General features: G+C 66.0%; 11 protein-coding genes. 6 read left to right on the top strand and 5 right to left on the bottom strand.

Annotated features, from left to right (window positions below; translation table 11 throughout):
• The first annotated feature begins 203 nt into the window (after positions 1-203).
• A complete protein-coding gene (locus AWR35_RS01510) occupies positions 204-1,037 on the top strand; it encodes a ZIP family metal transporter (RefSeq protein WP_058574206.1) in 834 nt (277 codons plus the stop codon).
• 9 nt (positions 1,038-1,046) lie between these two features.
• Here the strand turns inward: AWR35_RS01510 and AWR35_RS01505 are convergent, their stop codons facing one another.
• From AWR35_RS01505 to trpB, 3 genes are read right to left on the bottom strand one after another with little or no spacing between them, the layout of a single operon-like run.
• Complete coding sequence (locus AWR35_RS01505; RefSeq protein WP_058574205.1) at positions 1,047-1,985, bottom strand: zinc transporter ZntB; 939 nt, start codon at positions 1,983-1,985, stop codon at positions 1,047-1,049.
• 58 nt (positions 1,986-2,043) lie between these two features.
• On the bottom strand, positions 2,044-3,255 hold the full coding sequence (gene purT, locus AWR35_RS01500) for a formate-dependent phosphoribosylglycinamide formyltransferase (protein WP_058574204.1): 1,212 nt from the start codon (positions 3,253-3,255) through the stop codon (positions 2,044-2,046).
• Positions 3,248-4,441 (bottom strand): tryptophan synthase subunit beta, encoded by a 1,194-nt coding sequence (gene trpB, locus AWR35_RS01495; protein WP_058574203.1) that lies wholly within the window; start codon positions 4,439-4,441, stop codon positions 3,248-3,250. Before trpB ends, purT begins: the two co-directional genes overlap by 8 nt.
• Positions 4,442-4,658: 217 nt before the next feature.
• On the opposite strand from trpB, the gene AWR35_RS10980 reads away from it, so the two are divergent.
• From AWR35_RS10980 to AWR35_RS01475, 4 genes are all read left to right on the top strand, one after another.
• Positions 4,659-5,960, top strand: coding sequence for a methyl-accepting chemotaxis protein (locus AWR35_RS10980; RefSeq protein ID WP_082663835.1), 1,302 nt, complete (start codon positions 4,659-4,661; stop codon positions 5,958-5,960).
• A 154-nt stretch (positions 5,961-6,114) separates the two neighbouring features.
• Positions 6,115-8,478 carry a diguanylate cyclase gene (locus AWR35_RS01485; protein WP_058574202.1) on the top strand — a complete coding sequence of 788 codons (2,364 nt, stop codon included), beginning with the start codon at positions 6,115-6,117 and terminating at the stop codon, positions 8,476-8,478.
• Between the two features lie 108 nt (positions 8,479-8,586).
• Positions 8,587-9,876, top strand: a complete 1,290-nt coding sequence (locus AWR35_RS01480) for an ATP-grasp domain-containing protein (RefSeq protein WP_058574201.1) — start codon at positions 8,587-8,589, stop codon at positions 9,874-9,876.
• 46 nt (positions 9,877-9,922) lie between these two features.
• A complete protein-coding gene (locus AWR35_RS01475; protein ID WP_058574200.1) occupies positions 9,923-11,959 on the top strand; it encodes a CocE/NonD family hydrolase in 2,037 nt (678 codons plus the stop codon).
• On the opposite strand, the gene AWR35_RS01470 is transcribed toward AWR35_RS01475, so the two are convergent.
• Positions 11,956-14,661 carry a cation-transporting P-type ATPase gene (locus AWR35_RS01470; protein ID WP_058574199.1) on the bottom strand — a complete coding sequence of 902 codons (2,706 nt, stop codon included), beginning with the start codon at positions 14,659-14,661 and terminating at the stop codon, positions 11,956-11,958. The two genes, AWR35_RS01475 and AWR35_RS01470, sit on opposite strands and share 4 nt — an antisense overlap.
• 147 nt (positions 14,662-14,808) lie before the next feature.
• Positions 14,809-16,005: an ammonium transporter gene (locus tag AWR35_RS01465; RefSeq protein WP_058574198.1), complete on the bottom strand. Its 1,197-nt coding sequence runs from the start codon at positions 16,003-16,005 to the stop codon at positions 14,809-14,811.
• Positions 16,006-16,230: 225 nt separating this feature from the next.
• Between AWR35_RS01465 and AWR35_RS01460 the strand changes: the two genes are divergently transcribed.
• Complete coding sequence (locus AWR35_RS01460) at positions 16,231-18,237, top strand: protein-L-isoaspartate(D-aspartate) O-methyltransferase (RefSeq protein WP_058574197.1); 2,007 nt, start codon at positions 16,231-16,233, stop codon at positions 18,235-18,237.
• Positions 18,238-18,412 lie beyond the last annotated feature (175 nt).

The raw sequence follows: 18,412 nt of genomic DNA, 5'->3' as shown, positions 1-18,412 counted from the left end.
GGGTGAGAAAGGCTATGGGCACGCGTCATGTCCGTTACGCGGCCTCCATCGTAATAACTGGTTGTTTACATAAGGTACTACGGCGGGAGGTAATTGCACGGATGTCGAGGCCGCCCCCCTGTCCCGGTCGAGCGGCTATGCTGATCAGGGGCACGCTGGCCACGTGCAAGGCACGTTCCGCGACGCTTGGGAAAGGAGACTCGATGCCAGACTTCCTGACGAGCCCGGTCGATGCATTCCTGCATGCCTCGCCGGTCATGCAGGCACTGATCGCCACGCTGTTCACCTGGGGCATGACAGCGGCGGGCGCGTTGCCCGTCTTCTTTACCGACCGGGAGAATCGGCGCCTGCTCGACATCCTGCTGGGCTTCACCGGCGGGGTGATGATCGCGGCGAGTTTCTGGTCGTTGCTGGCGCCATCCATCGAGATGGCGGAAGACCTTGCGGTGCCGGCCTGGTTTCCGGCCGCGGTGGGTTTCATGCTTGGTGCGTTGTTCCTGCGCGGGACCGACATGATCCTGCCGCACCTGCATCTGAACGCGCCGATGGCCGAGGCCGAGGGCATCTCGACCACCTGGCGGCGCACCACGCTGCTGGTGCTGGCTATCACGCTGCACAACATTCCCGAGGGGTTGGCGATCGGGGTGGCCTTCGGCGCGCTGGCCTACGGCTTCGACAATGCCAGCCTCGGCGCGGCGATTGCGCTGGCCGTCGGCATCGGCATCCAGAACTTTCCCGAGGGCATGGCCGTGGCGATGCCGTTGCGCCGCGAGGGGGTGGGGCGTTTCAAGAGCTTCTGGTACGGACAGCTGTCCGGCGCGGTCGAACCGATCGCCGGGGTGGTCGGCGCAGCGGCGGTGCTGTTCTGGGAGCCGGTGCTACCGTACGCGCTCGCTTTCGCCGCCGGGGCGATGATCTTCGTCGTGGTCGAGGAGGTGATCCCGGAGGCACAACGCAGCGGTCACGCCGATGCCGCCACGCTTGGCGTGATCGGCGGTTTTACCCTGATGATGGTCCTCGACGTTGCCCTGGGATGAGGGCGATCGCTAGAACCAGCGGCGGCGCTTGAGCCAGATGCCGAGGCCGAAGGCGAGCGCCGCGACAAGCAGGGTGACCCACCAGAAGCCGAGCTCCGTCTCCACCCACGGCATGCCGCCGACATTGATGCCGAACAGGCCGGTGATGAACCCGAGCGGCAGGAAGATCGCCGCGACGATCGACAGCAGGTACATGCGGGTATTGAGCTGGTCGGAAAGACGTGTGAGCAGTTGCTCGTGGATCATCGCGCCGCGCTCGCGGGCCATGTCGAGATCCTCGACCAGCCGGGTGAGCGCATCGGCCTGCTCGCGGATGCGTCCCCGGTCCAGTTCGGCCAGCAGGGGGCGGTTGATGCTGGTCAGCCGGACCAGGGCGTCCCGTTCGGGGGCGAGATAGCGGCGGATCACGATGATGGTGCGACGCACCTGGCCGATCTGGCTGCGCAGTTCGCGGTCCGCTCCCTCGAGCAGCGTGGCCTCGAGTTCGTCGATTTCCTCCTCGATCGACTCGATCAGCTCGTCGATCCGGTCGGTCAGGCCCTCGATCAGTTCCAGCAGCAGTTCGGCAAGCGAGGCCGGTCCGGTGCCCTCGTCGAGTCGTTCGACGATGCCCGCGACAGTGCGTAGCGGGTAGCGCGAGGTGCTGATCAGCCGCTCGCCGTCGAACCACAGACGCAGCGAGATCATGTCCTCCGGGCGCCGGCCGGCGTTGAGGTTCACGCCGCGCAGGATCAGCAGCAGGCCAATCTCGTGTTCGACCACCCGCGGGCGCGTGTCCTCGGCAAGAAGGCTGTCGGCTGCCAGCTCGTCCACGCCGGACTCGTCCTCCAGCCAGGCCCGGTCGTCCCGGTCCTCCCAGTTCAACTGGATCCAGGTGCCGACCGGATTCCGGTGCGGTTCGGTTCGGCCGCCACTGCCGTCAAGCCGGATGATCTGGCGCGTGCTCATGCTGAGGATGCTCCGTTTGCGTTCGTCCGTCGGAGTATGGCTCAACGGCCTTGGTCGATCAGTGCTTGAGCTGTACCGATCCCGCAGCGCGACGGGCGCGCTCGCGCGCCTGGTCGACAGACTCCCCGCGGGCAAGCGCCACCCCGAGCCGGCGCTTGCCGTGGAGGGTCGGCTTGCCAAACAGGCGCAGTTCGGTGCCGGGTTCGGCCAGTGCCGCCGCCGCACCGGTGAGCTTCGGGTGGCCGGTGTCGCCCTCGCGCACGATCGCGCAGGAGGCGGAGGGGCCGCGCTGAACGATTTCGTGGATCGGCAGACCCAGCATGGCGCGCAGGTGCAGGGCGAACTCAGACAAATCCTGCGAGGTCAGTGTCACCAGACCCGTGTCATGCGGTCGCGGCGAGACCTCGCTGAACCAGACCTCGTCGCCCTTGACGAACAACTCCACGCCGAAGATGCCGTAGCCGCCCAGTTCCTCGACGACTGCCCGGGCGATCTTGCCGGCGCGTTCCATGGCCGTTTCGCTCATCGGGTGTGGCTGCCAGCTCTCGCGGTAGTCACCGTCGACCTGGGTGTGACCGATCGGTGGGCAGAGGGTGATGCCGTCACGGTGGCGGACGGTGAGCAGGGTGATCTCGTAGTCGAAGTCGATGAACGACTCGACGATTACCCGGCCGCGCCCGGCACGTCCACCCGACTGGGCGAATTCCCAGGCCCGCAATGCGTCCCGTTCCGCTTTGATCAGCGACTGGCCCTTGCCAGAGGAGCTCATCACCGGTTTGACCACGCAGGGCGTACCGATGGCATCGATCGCATCGAGGAACTGCTCTTCGGTTTCGGCGAACGCAAAGCGGCTGGTCGGCAGCGAGAGCGTCTCGGCGGCAAGCCGCCGGATGCCTTCGCGGTCCATGGTCAGTCGGGCGGCACGGGCCGTGGGCGTAACCACGAAGCCCTGGGCTTCCAGCTCGAGCAGGGTGGGCGTGGCGATCGCCTCGATTTCCGGAACGATCAGCGCGGGCATCTCCTGCGTGATCACGCTCCTGAGTGCCGTCCCGTCGAGCATGTCGATCACGTGCGAGCGGTGGGCCACCTGCATCGCCGGGGCGTTCGCGTAGCGATCGACGGCAATGATCTCCAGGCCGAGTCGCTGTCCCTCGATGGCGACTTCCTTGCCCAGCTCGCCCGAGCCCAGCAGCATCAGTCGCAGGGCGTCCGGCGAGCCGGGCGCGCCGATGGTCGCCGCGCGGGTCTCGATGGTTTCGTGATCAGCCATGACCGAAGTTCTCCGTGACGTAGTCGATGTCCTTGTCGCCACGTCCGGAGAGGTTGGCGAGGATGGTGGCACCCGGGTTTTCCCGGCCGAACTTCATTGCCCAGGCAATCGCGTGGGCCGATTCGAGTGCCGGGATGATGCCTTCCTTGCGCGAGAGCGTGTAGAAGGCCTCGAGCGTTTCGTCGTCCGTCACGGCATGGTAGTTCACCCGGCCGGAGGTCTTCAGGTAGGAGTGCTCGGGGCCCACACCGGGGTAGTCTAGGCCCGAGGCGATCGAATGCACCGGTGCCGGATTGCCTTCCTCATCACTCAGCAGCATGCACTTGAAGCCGTGGATCATGCCTGGCTTGCCGAAGGTCATGGTGGCCGAGTGCTGCCCGAGCTCGGTGCCCTTGCCGAGTGGCTCGACGCCATGCAGCTGCACGTCCGCATCGTCGATGAAGCCGGAGAACAGGCCCAGGGCGTTCGAGCCGCCGCCGACGCAGGCGGAGACGTGGTCGGGCAACTCGCCGGTCATCTCGATGTACTGCTCACGCGCCTCCAGGCCCATTACCGACTGGAAGTTGCGCACCATCTTCGGGAACGGGTGCGGGCCGACCACCGAGCCGATGGCGAAGATCGCCTCGTCGGCCTGCGACAGGTAGCTCTTGAAGGCCGAGTCGACCGCTTCCTTGAGGCTGCGGCCACCGAAGTCCACCGGCACCACGTTCGCGCCCAGCAGCTTCATGCGGGTGACGTTGGGCGCCTCCTTGGCGATGTCGATCTCGCCCATGTGGATCTCGCATTCCATGCCGAAGTAGGCCGCGGCGGTGGCCAGCGCCACGCCGTGCTGGCCGGCGCCGGTCTCGGCGATCAGCTTCTTCTTGCCCATGTGCTTGGCCAGCAGCGCCTCGCCCATGCAGTGGTTGAGCTTGTGCGCGCCGGAGTGATTGAGGTCTTCGCGCTTGAAGTAGATGTGTGCACCGACCGCTTCGCTCAGGTTGTGGGCGTAGTACACCGGCGTGGGACGGCCCTGGTAGTGCTTGCGGATGTAGCGGAGTTCGTTGAGGAAGTCGGCCGACCGCATCAGGCGCAGGTAGGCGCGTTCGATCTCGGCAAAGTGCGGTTCGAGCTCCGGCGGCAGAAAAGCGCCCCCAAATTCACCAAAGTAGCCGTCTTTGTTCGGAAAATCCTTGAGGTAAGACATTCAGACTCCCTGCCAGTCGGTTGCATTTCGGAGATGGTGATCACAGGCCATCGCTGCCTGCATGATCCAATGCCAAACCCTGCTTGCCAAGCCCGGCAAGCTCATCGGCGAGCACATACTTGTGCAGAACTGATACAGGAGTTGTACACTGGCGCTACACAAACGTTATTGGCTGCGTCGAGACGACAGGTTTTGGCAACCGGCCGGAGGAGTCAGGATGTTTAATCGTCGGACGCGTGAGGAGTTGGTCGATTGCCGTCGCGAGCTGCGGCAGACCCGGGCGGTGATCGAGGCCGTTCGCGACTCGGTTGCCTTTATCGAGTTCTCGCCTGATGGCACCGTCCGGGACGTCAACGATCATTTCCTCGATGCGGTCGGCTTTCCCTACGACGAGGTGATCGGGGCGCACCATCGCATTTTCTGCGACCCGGATTACGCCGCCTCCTCGGCGTATCGGTCTTTCTGGGACAAGCTGCGCCGGGGCGAGTCGCACGGCGGCACCTTTCCGCGCCGTCGGTTCGATGGCGAGCGCCTGTGGCTCGAGGCGACCTATTTCCCGGTGCGGGGCGAGGATGGTGCGGTGGACCGGGTGATCAAGGTTGCCGCCGACGTGACCGAACGCAGTCGCGAGCTCCGGGATCACGAAGCGGTGTTCGAAGCGCTCGATCGGTCGATGGCGGTGATCTCGTTTACGCCGAATGGCGAGATTCTCGATGCCAATCACAATTTCCTTGATGCGGTCGGTTATCCATTGGGCGAGGTCGTCGGCCGCCATCATCGCCTTTTCTGCGACGAGGCCTTCTACCGGGACAATCCCGATTTCTGGGAGAGACTCGCCAACGGGGAATTCCGCTCGGGACGGTTTCGCCGCCTGCGCGCGAACGGCGACGAGCTATGGCTCGAAGCCACCTACAACCCGGTCATCGGTCCTGATGGCAACGTGGAGAAGGTGATCAAGTTCGCCACCGACATCACCGCGGCCGTGCAGGCCGCCGAGCAGACCCGGGATGCCTCCTCGGTCGCCTATTCGACCGCCCAGCAGACCGCGGATATCGCCGCGCGCGGTGCCGATTCCCTGCGGACCTCCATCAAGACCTCCGATCGGATCACCAACCTGATCGCGGAGGCAAAGGCCGTGATCGGCAACCTCGATGCCGAGTCGAAGAACATCGCGACCATCGTTGCGACCATTTCGGCGGTCGCCGACCAGACCAATCTGCTTGCGCTGAATGCGGCGATCGAGGCCGCTCGCGCCGGAGAGCAGGGGCGCGGGTTTGCCGTGGTGGCCGACGAAGTGCGCCAGTTGGCCGCGCGTACCAGCACGGCCACCACCGAGATCGCGGAGGTGATTCGCGGCAACCTCGAGCACACGGGGGACATCGTCCATCGCATCGAGAGCGCGAGTCAGGTTGCCCAGCGTGGCCGGGAGCAGGTGCGTTCGGTCGAGGCGATCGTCGACGAGATCCGTCAGGGCGCCGATCATGTGCTCGATTCGGTCTCGGCGATTCCCCGGGAGTAGCCTCGGATCAGGCGGCGACGGCCCGCCGTCGGGCGGGCAGGCAAGCGCAGAAAGGGTGGCCGGTTGGTGCGGCAGCGGCGGCACGCGATATGCTAGGGGTCTATAAGTCGAGCAGGAGTCGTTCTCGAGCGTGTCGGAAAGCAGGGGCCCCGCAATGTCGTCGACCGACGGTCACCATGATCGGATCGTACGCCGGAATACCGTCATCGCCGTTTTCGGGGCGCTGGTGTTCCTGCTCCTGGTCTGGTCGTACCTGGATTCCTACCGCAATCTCATCGACACCACGCGTGAGAAATCCATCGAGCATCTGACGGTCGAGTATCGCGCGCTGAATCAGCACCAGGCAGCCCTTGCCCATCAGGTGTTCGAAGACAAGATCAACGAGCCGGCGATCCGCCGCCTGATGTTCGAGGCGGCGCATACGCAGGACGAGCAGCGGTTGGCCGAGCTGCGTCAGGAACTGCTCGAACGGCTGACCCCCCTCTATGAAAGGATGCGCGAAAAGGGCTTTCGCCAGCTGCATTTCCACCTGCCCGGCGCGATCAGTTTCCTGCGCTTTCATCGCCCGGAACGGTTCGGTGACAACCTCTGGAAGGCGCGCGCCGGCATTGCGCGGGTGAACGCCGAGCGCGAGCCGGTCAGCGGCTTCGAGGAAGGGCGGATCTTCAACGGGTTTCGCTACATCTTCCCGATGTTTCACGACGGCAGGTTCGTCGGCTCGGTGGAAACGTCCTACTCGTTCCGCTCCTTCCTCCTTTCGCACGCCGATCGCTATCTGGGCGCCTATCGCCTGCTGGTTTCGCGTGATCTGGTGGTGAAGAAGGTCTGGGATGACGAGCGACAGAAAAACTACATGGACTCACCTGTTCATCCGGGGTTCGTCATCGATCGACATGCGGACCTGACCCAGCTCGGCTACTCGTTTCCCATGGCGCGTGAATGGAGCCAGGAGCGGCTGAGGGCAATCGGCCGCGTGATCGCCCCCCGGGTGCGCGACCGCATGGATGACTGGCAGGCCTTCTCGGTGGTGACGCGCCAGCCCGAGCCGGTGGTGGCTTCCTTTCTCCCCATCGAGACGACGACCGGCCTCAAGGGGGCCTACCTGGTGCGTTATGCGGCGGTGCCATCGGTTGCCCAGGCATGGTCCTGGTTGTGGATCAAGGTGGGGCTGACCGCGATTCTCGTGCTGCTGACCATCGGTTCGCTCATCCACCTGAACCTGCGCGAATCGGGTCGTCACCGCGAGCGCGAACACTGGTTGCGCAGCCTGAACGAGGCACAGCGGATCGCCCGGGTGGGCAGCTGGACCTTCGATGTCACCAGCGGCGAGCTGAACTGGTCCGACGAGGTCTATCGCATCTTCGGTCACGCCCCGCGGAGCTTCACCCCGACCTACGAGCGGTTCCTGGAGATGACGCATCCGGACGATCGCGAGCGCATCAAGCACGCGGTCGAGGACTCGCTTATCAGCGGCGAGTCGTACGAGATCGATCACCGTATCGTGCGGCCGGACGACAAGATCCGTTACGTACACGAGCGCGGTACGGTGGAACTGGATGGTCGAGGCCGGGCCATCCGCATGCAGGGTACCGTGCAGGACATCACCGACCGGATCGTCGCCAACGAGGAATCCCGTCAGGCGGCGACCATTCTCCGATCCACGCACGAAGGGGTGGTCATCGCCAACGAGGAGGGGCGCATCCTCTCGGCCAACCCGGCGGTCGAGCACCTGCTGGGCATTGATCAGGCCGAACTGCTGGATCGCTTCGTCGACGAGCTGGTGTTCGAGCGCGAGGAAACCACGCCGTTCAACCTGGTGCGCGAACAGTTGCGCGCCAGCGGCGCCTGGGAAGGCGAGCTGTGGCTGCGCCGCTTCGGCAACGGCACCAACTTCTTCCCGACGCTCGCCTCGTTTACCGCGATCACCAGCGATCTCGGCGAACAGCGATTCGTGGTGATGTTCTCGGACATCTCAGAGGCCAAGGCGCGCGAGTGGGCCATGTGGCACCAGGCCCACCACGATGCGCTCACCGGGCTGGCCAACCGCACCCTGTTCCACGAGCGACTCGAGCGGGCGCTGTCCTCGGCCGAGCGGCATGGCGAGCTGGTGGGCGTGCTGTATGTCGATCTCGATGGCTTCAAGCCGATCAACGATACCTATGGCCACGACGTGGGTGACGAGCTGTTGATTGCGCTGGCGCGGCGCATGGAGAAGGTGACGCGGGACGAGGACACGGTGAGTCGCCAGGGTGGTGACGAATTCGCCGTGCTGGTAGCCCGCCCGGCCACGGTGACGGCGGTCGATCGAGTGGCGAAGAAGATCCTGAAGGCGATTGAGAAGCCGCTTCAGGTGGGGGATGTGACCCTACATCCGCGGGCCAGCATCGGTCGGGCGGTCTTCCCCGATTCCGGTGACAGCGTCGAGGCACTGATCGCGGTGGCCGACGAGTCGATGTACCAGCAGAAACAGTCCCACAAGCACGAACCGGACGATCCGCCGCCTCGAGACGGCGCGTAACCCTCCGACCGGCAGTGGACTCGTCCGACTGCTATCTTCTCCTCGACGATCCGCACGGACAGGCAGCCGGCCTTGGCTGGCTGCGAGCAGACTGTGCGAGGAGGCCGCATGACCAGGCACGTGTTCGTTATCGGGCTGGACGACTTTCACCTCAGGCAGCTGAATACCGTTCGGCACGCGCACGACTACGCCTTTCACGGGTTGCTGCACTACGACATGGTGGTCAACCCGGATTCCTACCCGATCGAGGAGATGATCGACGAGGGGTGTCGGCAGATCGAAGGCGCCGGCGTGCGACCCGATGCCGTCATCGGCCACTGGGATTTCCCCACCACCGCCCTGCGCGTGATTTTTCGCCAGGCGTACGGGCTGTCCGGCCCGAGCCTCGAGAGTATCCTGATCGCGGAGCACAAGTACTGGTCGCGCCTGCGCCAGGCCATGGCCATTCCCGAACACGTCCCGGCGTTCCAGAGCTTTGACCCCTTTGACGAGCATGCGGTGTCGCAGGTCACCCTCGACTACCCGTTCTGGATCAAGCCGAATATCGGTTTCTCCTCGCAGATGGTCTACCGGGTAGATGGCCCGGAGATGCTGGAAGAGGCGATCGAGGGGCTGCGTGCCGGCATCCGCCGCTTCGGCGAGCCGTTCGCCAGTTTCATCGAGCGAGCTTCGCTGCCCGACGACATCCCCACGGAGCTTGATGCGTATCACTGCACGATCGAAAAGCCCATCGACGGCTGGCAATGCACGGTGGAGGGGTATGTCCGTCACGGCAAGGTGGTGGTTTACGGAGTGGTCGATTCCGTACGCGAAGGGGAGATGAACTCCTCGTTCGCCCGCTACGAATTCCCCTCGCAGCTACCCGAATCGGTGGAGAACCGCCTGCTGGAGATCACCCGCCGAGCGGTCCCTGCGATGGATCTCGATGACACGCCGTTCAACATCGAGTTCTTCTGGGACGAGGAGGGCGACCAGATCTGGTTGCTCGAGGTGAATACCCGGATGTCGAAATCCCACTCGCCGCTGTTCATCAAGGTGGCCGGTGCGTCCCACCACGAGGTGGCCATCGATATCGCGCTCGGCCGGCGGCCTTCGTTCCCGCGCTGGGAGGGTCGGCACCACGTGGCGATCAAGTACATGGTGCGTCGCTACGAAGACGCCATCGTCAGCCGGGTGCCGACCGAGGAAGAGCTGCGCGAACTCGAGGAAGCATTCCCCGGCGCGGAGATCCAGATCGAGGTCGAGGAGGGCGACCGGCTCTCCGAGATGCGTGGCCAGGATGCCTACAGCTACGAGGTGGCGGTGATCTTCCTTGGAGGCGCGAGCCACGACGAGGTGCATGCCCGGTACGACGAACTGCTCGAGCGTCTGCCGCTCGAGTTCCGGGGGATCGAATGAAGCGAGACCGACGAGGCTGCCAACCCGTTCGCACTGGAGGTGCCGAGTGAAGACTGTTGACGCCTTCCCGCAGGCGGTACGCGAGATCGAGCATGTCTGGATTCCCTTGAGTGACGGGACCCGACTGGCCGCCCGGATCTGGCTGCCGGAAAATGCCGAGGCCGAGCCGGTTCCGGCCATTCTCGAGTACATCCCGTATCGCCGTCGTGACAACACCCGGGCCCGCGACGACGTGATGCACCCTTACTTCGCCGGGCACGGCTACGCCTGCGTGCGAGTCGACCTGCGTGGCAGTGGCGACTCCGAAGGGGTGTTGCTCGACGAGTACCTGCAGCAGGAGCTCGACGACGGCGTCGAGGTGATCCGCTGGATCGCCTCGCAGAGCTGGTGCTCCGGCTCGGTCGGCATGATCGGCATCTCCTGGGGTGGCTTCAACGGTCTGCAGATCGCCGCGCTTCGCCCGCCGGAGCTCAAGGGCATCGTAACGGTGGCCTCGACCGACGACCGCTATGGCGATGATGTCCATCACATGGGCGGCTGTCTTTTGGGCGACAACCTGTCCTGGGCGTCCACCATGTTCGCCTTCAATTCCTTGCCGCCCGACCCGGAGATCGTCGGCGAGCGCTGGCGCGAGATGTGGCACGAGCGCCTGGATGGCAGTGGGCTCTGGCTCGAGAAGTGGCTTCGCCACCAGCGTCGCGATGCCTATTGGCGTCACGGCTCGGTGTGCGAGGACTGGAGCGCCATCCAGTGTCCGGTGATGGCCGTGTCCGGCTGGGCGGATGGCTATACCAACTCGGTGTTCCGTCTGCTCGCCGGGTTGCAGGTGCCGCGCCTGGGGCTGGTCGGCCCCTGGAGTCACAAGTATCCGCATCAGGGGGTGCCGGGGCCCGCCATCGGTTTCCTGCAGGAATGCCTGCGCTGGTGGGACCAGTGGCTCAAGGGCGAGGAGACCGGAATCATGGAAGAGCCCATGTTGCGGGCCTGGATGCAGGACTACATGCCGCCGACCACTTTCTACCAGGAGCGCCCCGGGCGCTGGGTCGGCGAGGCCAGCTGGCCCTCGCCGCGGATCCGGTCGCGGCGGCTCACGTTGGCCTGGCCGGCATTGCTCGAACCGGAGGGTGCCACGGTCGACGACGTGCCCATGTCCATCCAGTCGCCTCTGTCGGTGGGCCGTTTCGCCGGCAAGTGGTGCTCGTATGCCGCCACCCCCGACCTGCCGCACGACCAGCGCGAGGAAGACGGCGGTGCGCTGGTGTTCGACACCGCGAGCCTCGACGAGCCGCTGGAGATTTTGGGTGCGCCCAGGCTGGCGCTGGATCTGTCCGTCGATCAGCCGGTGGCAATGGTCGCCGTGCGACTTTCGGACGTCGCCCCCGACGACAAGGCGACGCGGGTGACCTACGGGTTGCTCAATCTTACCCATCGCAACGGCTCGGAAGAGCCGGAGGCGCTCGAACCGGGCAAGCGTTACCGCGTCGAGGTCACGCTCAACCACATCGGCCATGTGTTTCCGGCCGGCAGCCGGGTGCGGGTGTCGATTTCGACATCCTACTGGCCGCTGGCCTGGCCCGCCCCGCAACCGGCCCGGGTGACCATCCACACCGGCGCGAGCGAGCTGGTGCTGCCCGAGCGTCCTCGGCGTGATGCCGAGGATCGGCTGATCGAATTCGCCGAGCCGGAGGGTGCGTCACCCACGCCGACTCGACGACTCGAGGCGGGGCAGCACAAGTGGCGCGTGATCCGTGACCTGGAGACCGACGAATCCACCCTCGAGGTAATCAACGATGATGGCACGGTCTACCTCGAGCCCGTCGATCTGGAAATGCAGCGCAAGGCCCTGGAGTGTTACAGCTACCGCGGCTACGACTACCAGTCGCCCCGCGGCGAGACCCTCTGGGAACGAGGCTACCGTCGCGATGGCTGGGCCGTGCGCACCGTCACCCGCACGGTGCTGACCGCCAATTCCACCCACTTTCTGCTTCACGCCGAACTCGACGCCTACGAGGGTGAAGGAGAGGCCGAGAAGCGCGTGTTCTCCAAGAACTGGGACTACGAGATCCCGCGTGATCTCAACTAGTCGTCCCTCGTGTCCGGGTGAGGTGGGCGCTCCCACCATAGTCCGGCGTGCTTGAGCGACTGGACGATCAGCAGGGGCAGCACGGAGAAGCCCAGGATCAGCAGCCACTCACGGGCGCCCGGCGGCGTGACCCCGAGAATATCGGCCAGTGGGGCGAGATACGTGGCAACCAGGAGCAGAAGCACGCCGACGCCGATGGCGGCCCAGACAAAGCCGTTGCTTGTCACCTCGTTGAGCAGCAGTGGCGAGCGACTGCTGCGCATGTTGAACACGTGCCATAGCCGGGCGAAGCCGAACGTCAGAAACGAAATGGTGACCGCCATGGCCGTGTCCAGTTCCAGAACGAGCAGGGCGACGGCGAAGGCCGCCAGGGCCGTGGCCGCGATGATGACGGCATAGCCACCGATGGCCGACCAGTGGCGTCGCATCAGGATGGGTTCGGCCGGGTCGCGCGGCGGGCGATCCATGATGCCGGCCTCGCTGCGGTTCAATCCCAGCGCCAGCGCGGGCATCACGTCCGAGACGAAATTGATGTAGAGGATCTGCAGCGGCAGCATCGGCAGCGGTGCCGCGACCATGGCGGCGGCGGAGATGGCCAGGATCTCGCCGAGGTTGCCCGAGAGCAGATAAACGATGAAGCGGCGGATGTTCTGGAATATCGTCCGCCCGTGGCGCACGGCGTCGACGATGGTCGCGAAGGCATCGTCCTTGAGCACCATGTCGGCCGCCTCGCGGGCGACTTCGGTACCGCGCTGGCCCATGGCGATGCCGATGTCGGCCTTCTTCAGTCCCGGTGCATCATTCACGCCGTCACCGATCATGCCCACGACCCAGCCGGCTTCCTGGTAGAGCTGGATCAGCTCGAGTTTCTGTTGCGGCGAGATGCGCGCGAATACCCCCTGGGCGAGCAGGGCCTCGCGTTCGGCGGTTGTTAGAGCGCCGAGGCGGTCGAGGGTGGCCGGGTCTGCGGGCGGCGCGTCGGCGTCGGCGATGCCGACCTCGCGGGCCACCGCCCGGGCCGTGGCGTCGTGGTCGCCCGTTACCATGACCAGTCGGATGCCGGCCTCCTGGCAGGCCGCGATCGTCTCGCGGATGCCTTTGCGCGGCGGGTCATACAGCCCGGCGACCCCCAGCAGCGTCAGCCCCTCGTAGGGATTGCCCGATTCGTCGTCGACGCTCTTCTGCGCCAGCATCAGGGTGCGCAGGCCGTCGGCGGCGAGTGACTCGCTCCGCTGCATCCAGTCGCGACGGTCCGACTCGTCCAGGTTCCGTTCGCCATCGGCGGTCAGTACGCGGGTACAGGCCTCGATGACCGATTCCGGTGCGCCCTTGACAGCCACCCGGAATCCGTCGGCCGCGGCATGGTAGGTGGCCATCATGTTGACCGCCGGGTCGAAACTCACCTCGCGGGTCTCGGGCAGTGCGTCAAGCAGCTCCGAGCGCGTGATCCCGGTTCGGTTCGCGGCCTCCAGCAGCGCGACCTCGGTAGGGTCGCCGACTGCCCCGTGCGATTCCAGGCTGGCGTTGTTGCAAAGCGTTGCTGTTTCCAGCAAGGCGGCGAGGTCGGGCGTGCCCTGGGGATCAAGAGGCGTGTCACCCAGGCGTGGCTCGTCGTCGTGAAGCTCTATGACGCCCCGATCGAGCGCCAGTCGGCTGAGCGTCATGTGGTTCTGGGTCAGTGTGCCGGTCTTGTCGGTGAAGATGACGTTCGCCGCGCCCAGGGTCTCCACGGCCGAGAGGCGCTTGACCAGCGCGTTGCGGCTGGCCATGCGGAGCATGCCCTGGGCAAGGGCGAGCGTCGCCACCACCGGCAGCCCCTCCGGGACAGCGGCAATCGCCATGGCAATCGCGGTCTCCACCATCAGGCGCAGATCGGTGCCGGCGAGCATGCCCGCCCCGGCGACCAGCGCGGCAACCACCAGGGTTAGCCAGATCAGCCGCTGGCCGAGTCGGTCGAGGCGTTTTTCCAGCGGCGTAATCGATTTCCCCGACTCCGCCACCAGCCGGGCGATCGCGCCGAGCTCGGTCGCCAGTCCTGTCGCCACGACCACGCCAGTGCCGGATCCCTGCGTGACCGCGGTGCCGGCATAGCCCATGTTGCGTCGGTCGGCGATGGGCGGGTTGCCCTCCGGCAGCGGTTCGGTGATCTTGTCGACCGCGGTCGACTCGCCGGTCAGTGCCGATTCGTTGCATTGCAGCCGATTGGACTCGACCAGCCGCAGGTCGGCCATGATCACGTCGCCGGCTTCCAGCAGCACGATATCGCCCGGTACCAGCTGGTCGGCGCCGATCCGGTGCGTCTTGCCGTCCCGTCGGACGTGGACCTGGGCGGTGCTCATGCGCTGCAGCGCCTCCATGGCTCGGCTGGCGCGCCATTCCATGGCAAAGCCGACAACGGTGTTGACCACGAGGGCCGCCAGAATCGCGATCGCCTCGATGGTGCTGCCGAAGGCCGCGGCCGCGACGGCGGCACTGAACAGCAGGATCACCACCAGGCTTTCGACCTGGTTGAGCAGTAACCGCCACACGCTGGGGCCCCGAGCCTCGGGGAGGCGGTTGGGACCATGCCGATGCCGGCGCGCGCGGACCTCGCCGGCCGTCAAGCCGTTCTCGAGCGAAGTGGCCTGCTGGGCGAGCACCGCATCGACAGGCTGCCGATGAGCGGGCTTCACTGCATCCGGATGGCCGTCGTGTCGAGGCATCGGTCGGTCTCGCGTTTCATCCTGTCGGCCGGGCTGCCGACGTTCCGACCTTAGCACCCGCGAGCACGGGTTGACCGACCGGATAGAGTCCCGGAACGAAAAAAGCCACCGCGAAGGCGGTGGCTTGGTTGCCGGGGCGGGAGGCCCTTACCGGTCGCCGGTAGTCGGCGTGGCCGTGATGCGGTGGATCGAGAGGTCGGCGCCCTCGAATTCCTGTTCCTCGGTCAGGCGGATACCGACGGTGCTCTTGAGCGCCCAGTAGATGACGAAGCCGCCGATCAGGGCGATGCCGATACCGACCAGGGTGCCCACCAGCTGCGAGAGCAGGCTGACGCCGCCCATGCCGCCGAGCGCCTCGAGGCCGAAGATGCCCGCGGCGATTGCGCCCCAGGCACCGCACAGGCCGTGCAGCGGCCAGACACCGAGTACGTCGTCGATCTTCCAGCGGTTCTGGGTCAGGATGAAGGTGCCCACGAACAGGGCGCCGCCGGCTGCACCGATGGCGAGCGCACCGAGCGGGTGCACGATGTCCGAACCGGCACAGATGGCCACCAGGCCGGCCAGCGGGCCGTTGTGCACGAAGCCCGGGTCATTGCGACCGACGAACAGTGCCGCGAGTACCCCGCCGACCATCGCCATCAGCGAGTTGAGGGCCACGAGGCCGGAGACGGCTTCGACCGACTGGGCGGACATGACGTTGAAGCCGAACCAGCCGACAGTGAGGATCCAGGCGCCCAGCGCGAGGAACGGGATGCTCGACGGCGGGTGCGCGGCCATGCCGTTCTTGTTGTAGCGACCGCGACGGGCGCCGAGCAGCAGTACGGCGGCCAGCGCGATCCATCCACCCATGCCATGCACCACCATCGAGCCGGCGAAGTCGTGGAAACCGGCGCCGAACGTCGACTCCAGCCAGCCCTGCAGGCCGAAACGACCGTTCCAGATCATCCCTTCGTAGACCGGGTAGACGAAGGCGACCAGCAGGAAGGTGGCGGCGAGTACCGGGTAGAACTTGGCCCGCTCGGCAATGCCACCGGACACGATGGCCGGGATGGCCGCCGCGAAGGTCAGCAGGAAGAAGAACTTGACCAGCTCGTAACCGTTGCCGACGCTGAGCTCGGCGGCTGCGGCGTAGAAGTCCATGCCGTAGGCGATCGAGTAGCCGATGAAGAAGTAGGCGATCGTCGCCACCGCAAAGTCACCGATGATCTTTACCAGGGCATTCACCTGGTTCTTCTCGCGCACGGTGCCCACCTCGAGAAAGGCGAAGCCGGCGTGCATGGCCAGCACCATGGCCGCGCCGATCAAGAGGAAGAAGGTGTTTGCACCATCCTGAAAGGTTTCCATCGAAGTCTCCTGTCTGAATTGCTGGCTGCACCAAAAGCAGGAATCGTTCCATGCCTGAGTGCCGCATCTGAGGGCATGAAACGGCCCTTGGGCGCCCCACAAAGGTGCATTTGGTGTATCAACTGCACTATAGATGTGCTTTCGTCGCTTGTCCGACTCGTGGCCACCGAACGGCTATGCTTCGACCAGAGGCCACTGGAGAAGGAGCACATCGGGAGGTGATCCATGCCCGATCGGGATCAGGCCAGCCGTCGCGAGGCGATGGTGGACTACCAGGTGCAGGCGCGGGGCGTGCGCGCCCCACGAGTGCTCGACGCGATGCGGCGCGTGCCACGAGAGATGTTCGTGCCGGTCGACATGCGCGAGTTTGCCTACGAGGACACGGCGCTGCCGATCGCCGCCGGACAGACCATCACCCAGCCGGCGATCGTCGCGATGATGGTCGAGGCGCTTGCCCTCGAGGGGGGCGAGCGGGTGCTCGACGTGGGTACGGGGTCGGGCTATGCCGCCGCGGTGCTGGCCTGCATTGCCGAACGGGTCTATTCCATCGAGCGCATCGGCGAGTTGGCGGATCTGGCCGGGCAGGCCCTGGCTTCGGGCGGTTTCCACAATGTCGAGGTGCGTACCGGTGACGGTTCGCTCGGCTGGCCGGAGGCCGCGCCCTTCGATGCGATCATGGTGGCGGCCGGCGCGCCGGCCGTGCCCGAGGCGCTCAAGCACCAGCTGGCGATCGGCGGGCGTCTGGTGGTGCCGGTCGGCTCGGAGGACGAGGTCCAGGAACTGGTGCGCATCACCCGGGTGGGCGAGAACGACTTCCGCACCGAGGACATTGCCGATGTCCGCTTCGTGCCGCTGGTCGGTGAGGCGGGGTGGGCCGAGGGCCGTCCGCGGCCGCGGCGGGGTTTCGGTCGCCGGACCGTATCCGAGGCGGATCAGCGCCTGATCGAACGCATCGCCACGGTGTCCGAGCCGTTCGATTCGGTCGACGATCTCCCGTTGGACGGCCTGCTCGAGCGCATCGGCGATGCGCGCCTGGTGCTGATCGGCGAGGCCTCTCACGGCACCTCGGAGTTCTACCGCGCCCGCCAGCGCATCACGCGCGCCCTGATCGAGGAGAAGGGCTTCGATTTCGTCGCCATCGAGGGGGACTGGCCGGATGCCGCGCGTATCGATCACTACGTGCGGCATGCCGAGTATCCGCCCTCGGAGTGGACGGCCTTCGCGCGGTTTCCCACCTGGATGTGGCGCAACGAGGAGGTGCGCGGTTTCGTCGACTGGCTGCGCGGGCACAACGCCGAGCGGGCGGCGGCCGATCGTGTCGCCTTTCACGGGTTGGATCTGTACAGCCTCTACAACTCGATCGCGGCGGTGCTCGAGTACCTCGACGAGGTCGACCCCGAGGCGGCGGCCGTCGCCCGTGAGCGCTACAGCTGTCTGACCCCGTTCGAGCCTGACCCGGCGACCTACGCCCGCATGGCCCTGAGTCCGGGCTATGCCGGTTGCGAGGCGCCGGTGGTCGAGATGCTGCGCGACCTGCAGCAGCGCCACCGCGTCTACGCCGAGAAGGACGGCGACCGCTTCCTTGATGCGGTGCAGAACGCCCGCCTGGTCGCCAATGCCGAGGAGTATTACCGCTCGATGTTCTACGGCTCGCGCAGCTCCTGGAACCTGCGCGACACGCACATGTTCGAGACCCTCGAGGCGCTGCTGGGCCACCACGGCGAGGGAAGTCGCGGCGTGATCTGGGCGCACAATTCGCACGTCGGTGACGCGCGGGCGACCGACATGTCGCGACGCGGCGAGTTCAATATCGGCCAGCTGTGCCGGGCGCGCTTTGGCGAGGCCGTCTATTCGATCGGTTTCGGCACGGATACCGGCACGGTGGCGGCCGCTTCGAACTGGGACGAGCCGATGGAGGTCAAGAACCTGCGTCCGGCGCTGCCCGACAGCTACGAGCGCCTCTGCCACGAGACCGGTCGGGCCGGCTTCCTCCTGCCGCTGAACGCGGCGACTGCCGATCCGGAGGTGCGTACCGGGCTGAGCGAGCAGCGCCTGGAGCGCGCTGTCGGCGTCATCTACCGCCCGGAGACCGAGCGGGTCAGCCACTACTTCCACGCCGAGTTGCCGCGCCAGTTCGACGAGTACATCTGGGTTGATCGCAGCCGGGCGGTGACGCCACTGGACAGCCGGGCACTGGCGGGGGCGGCCGATACCTATCCCTTCGGGTTGTGAGGCCCGATCAGAACGTCGACAGGCCGGTGGCCTCCATCAGCCGGTAGCGCCAGTAGCGCCACCAGGAATCGTCGGCGTATTCGGCGAAGGGGAGGCTGTGGCGCTCGCCGTGACCGTTGCCCCAGCGCAGGGTGAAGTAGTCGGTTGCCGCCGCCAGTGCCGGGTGGCCGGCCGG

Origin of the sequence: Guyparkeria sp. WRN-7 (genome assembly GCF_001641825.1) — a bacterium.
Taxonomy (GTDB): Bacteria; Pseudomonadota; Gammaproteobacteria; order Halothiobacillales; family Halothiobacillaceae; genus Guyparkeria.
The sequence above is the reverse complement of the archived record's forward strand: the minus strand, read 5'-3'. Positions and strand labels throughout refer to the sequence as shown.

Coding starts and splice junctions, on each gene's coding strand:
- AWR35_RS01510 (WP_058574206.1), top strand. CDS start 204: ATGCCAGACTTCCTGACGAGCCCGGTCGATGCATTCCTGCATGCCTCG.
- AWR35_RS01505 (WP_058574205.1), bottom strand. CDS start 1,985: ATGAGCACGCGCCAGATCATCCGGCTTGACGGCAGTGGCGGCCGAACC.
- purT (WP_058574204.1), bottom strand. CDS start 3,255: ATGGCTGATCACGAAACCATCGAGACCCGCGCGGCGACCATCGGCGCG.
- trpB (WP_058574203.1), bottom strand. CDS start 4,441: ATGTCTTACCTCAAGGATTTTCCGAACAAAGACGGCTACTTTGGTGAA.
- AWR35_RS10980 (WP_082663835.1), top strand. CDS start 4,659: ATGTTTAATCGTCGGACGCGTGAGGAGTTGGTCGATTGCCGTCGCGAG.
- AWR35_RS01485 (WP_058574202.1), top strand. CDS start 6,115: ATGTCGTCGACCGACGGTCACCATGATCGGATCGTACGCCGGAATACC.
- AWR35_RS01480 (WP_058574201.1), top strand. CDS start 8,587: ATGACCAGGCACGTGTTCGTTATCGGGCTGGACGACTTTCACCTCAGG.
- AWR35_RS01470 (WP_058574199.1), bottom strand. CDS start 14,661: ATGCCTCGACACGACGGCCATCCGGATGCAGTGAAGCCCGCTCATCGG.
- AWR35_RS01465 (WP_058574198.1), bottom strand. CDS start 16,005: ATGGAAACCTTTCAGGATGGTGCAAACACCTTCTTCCTCTTGATCGGC.
- AWR35_RS01460 (WP_058574197.1), top strand. CDS start 16,231: ATGCCCGATCGGGATCAGGCCAGCCGTCGCGAGGCGATGGTGGACTAC.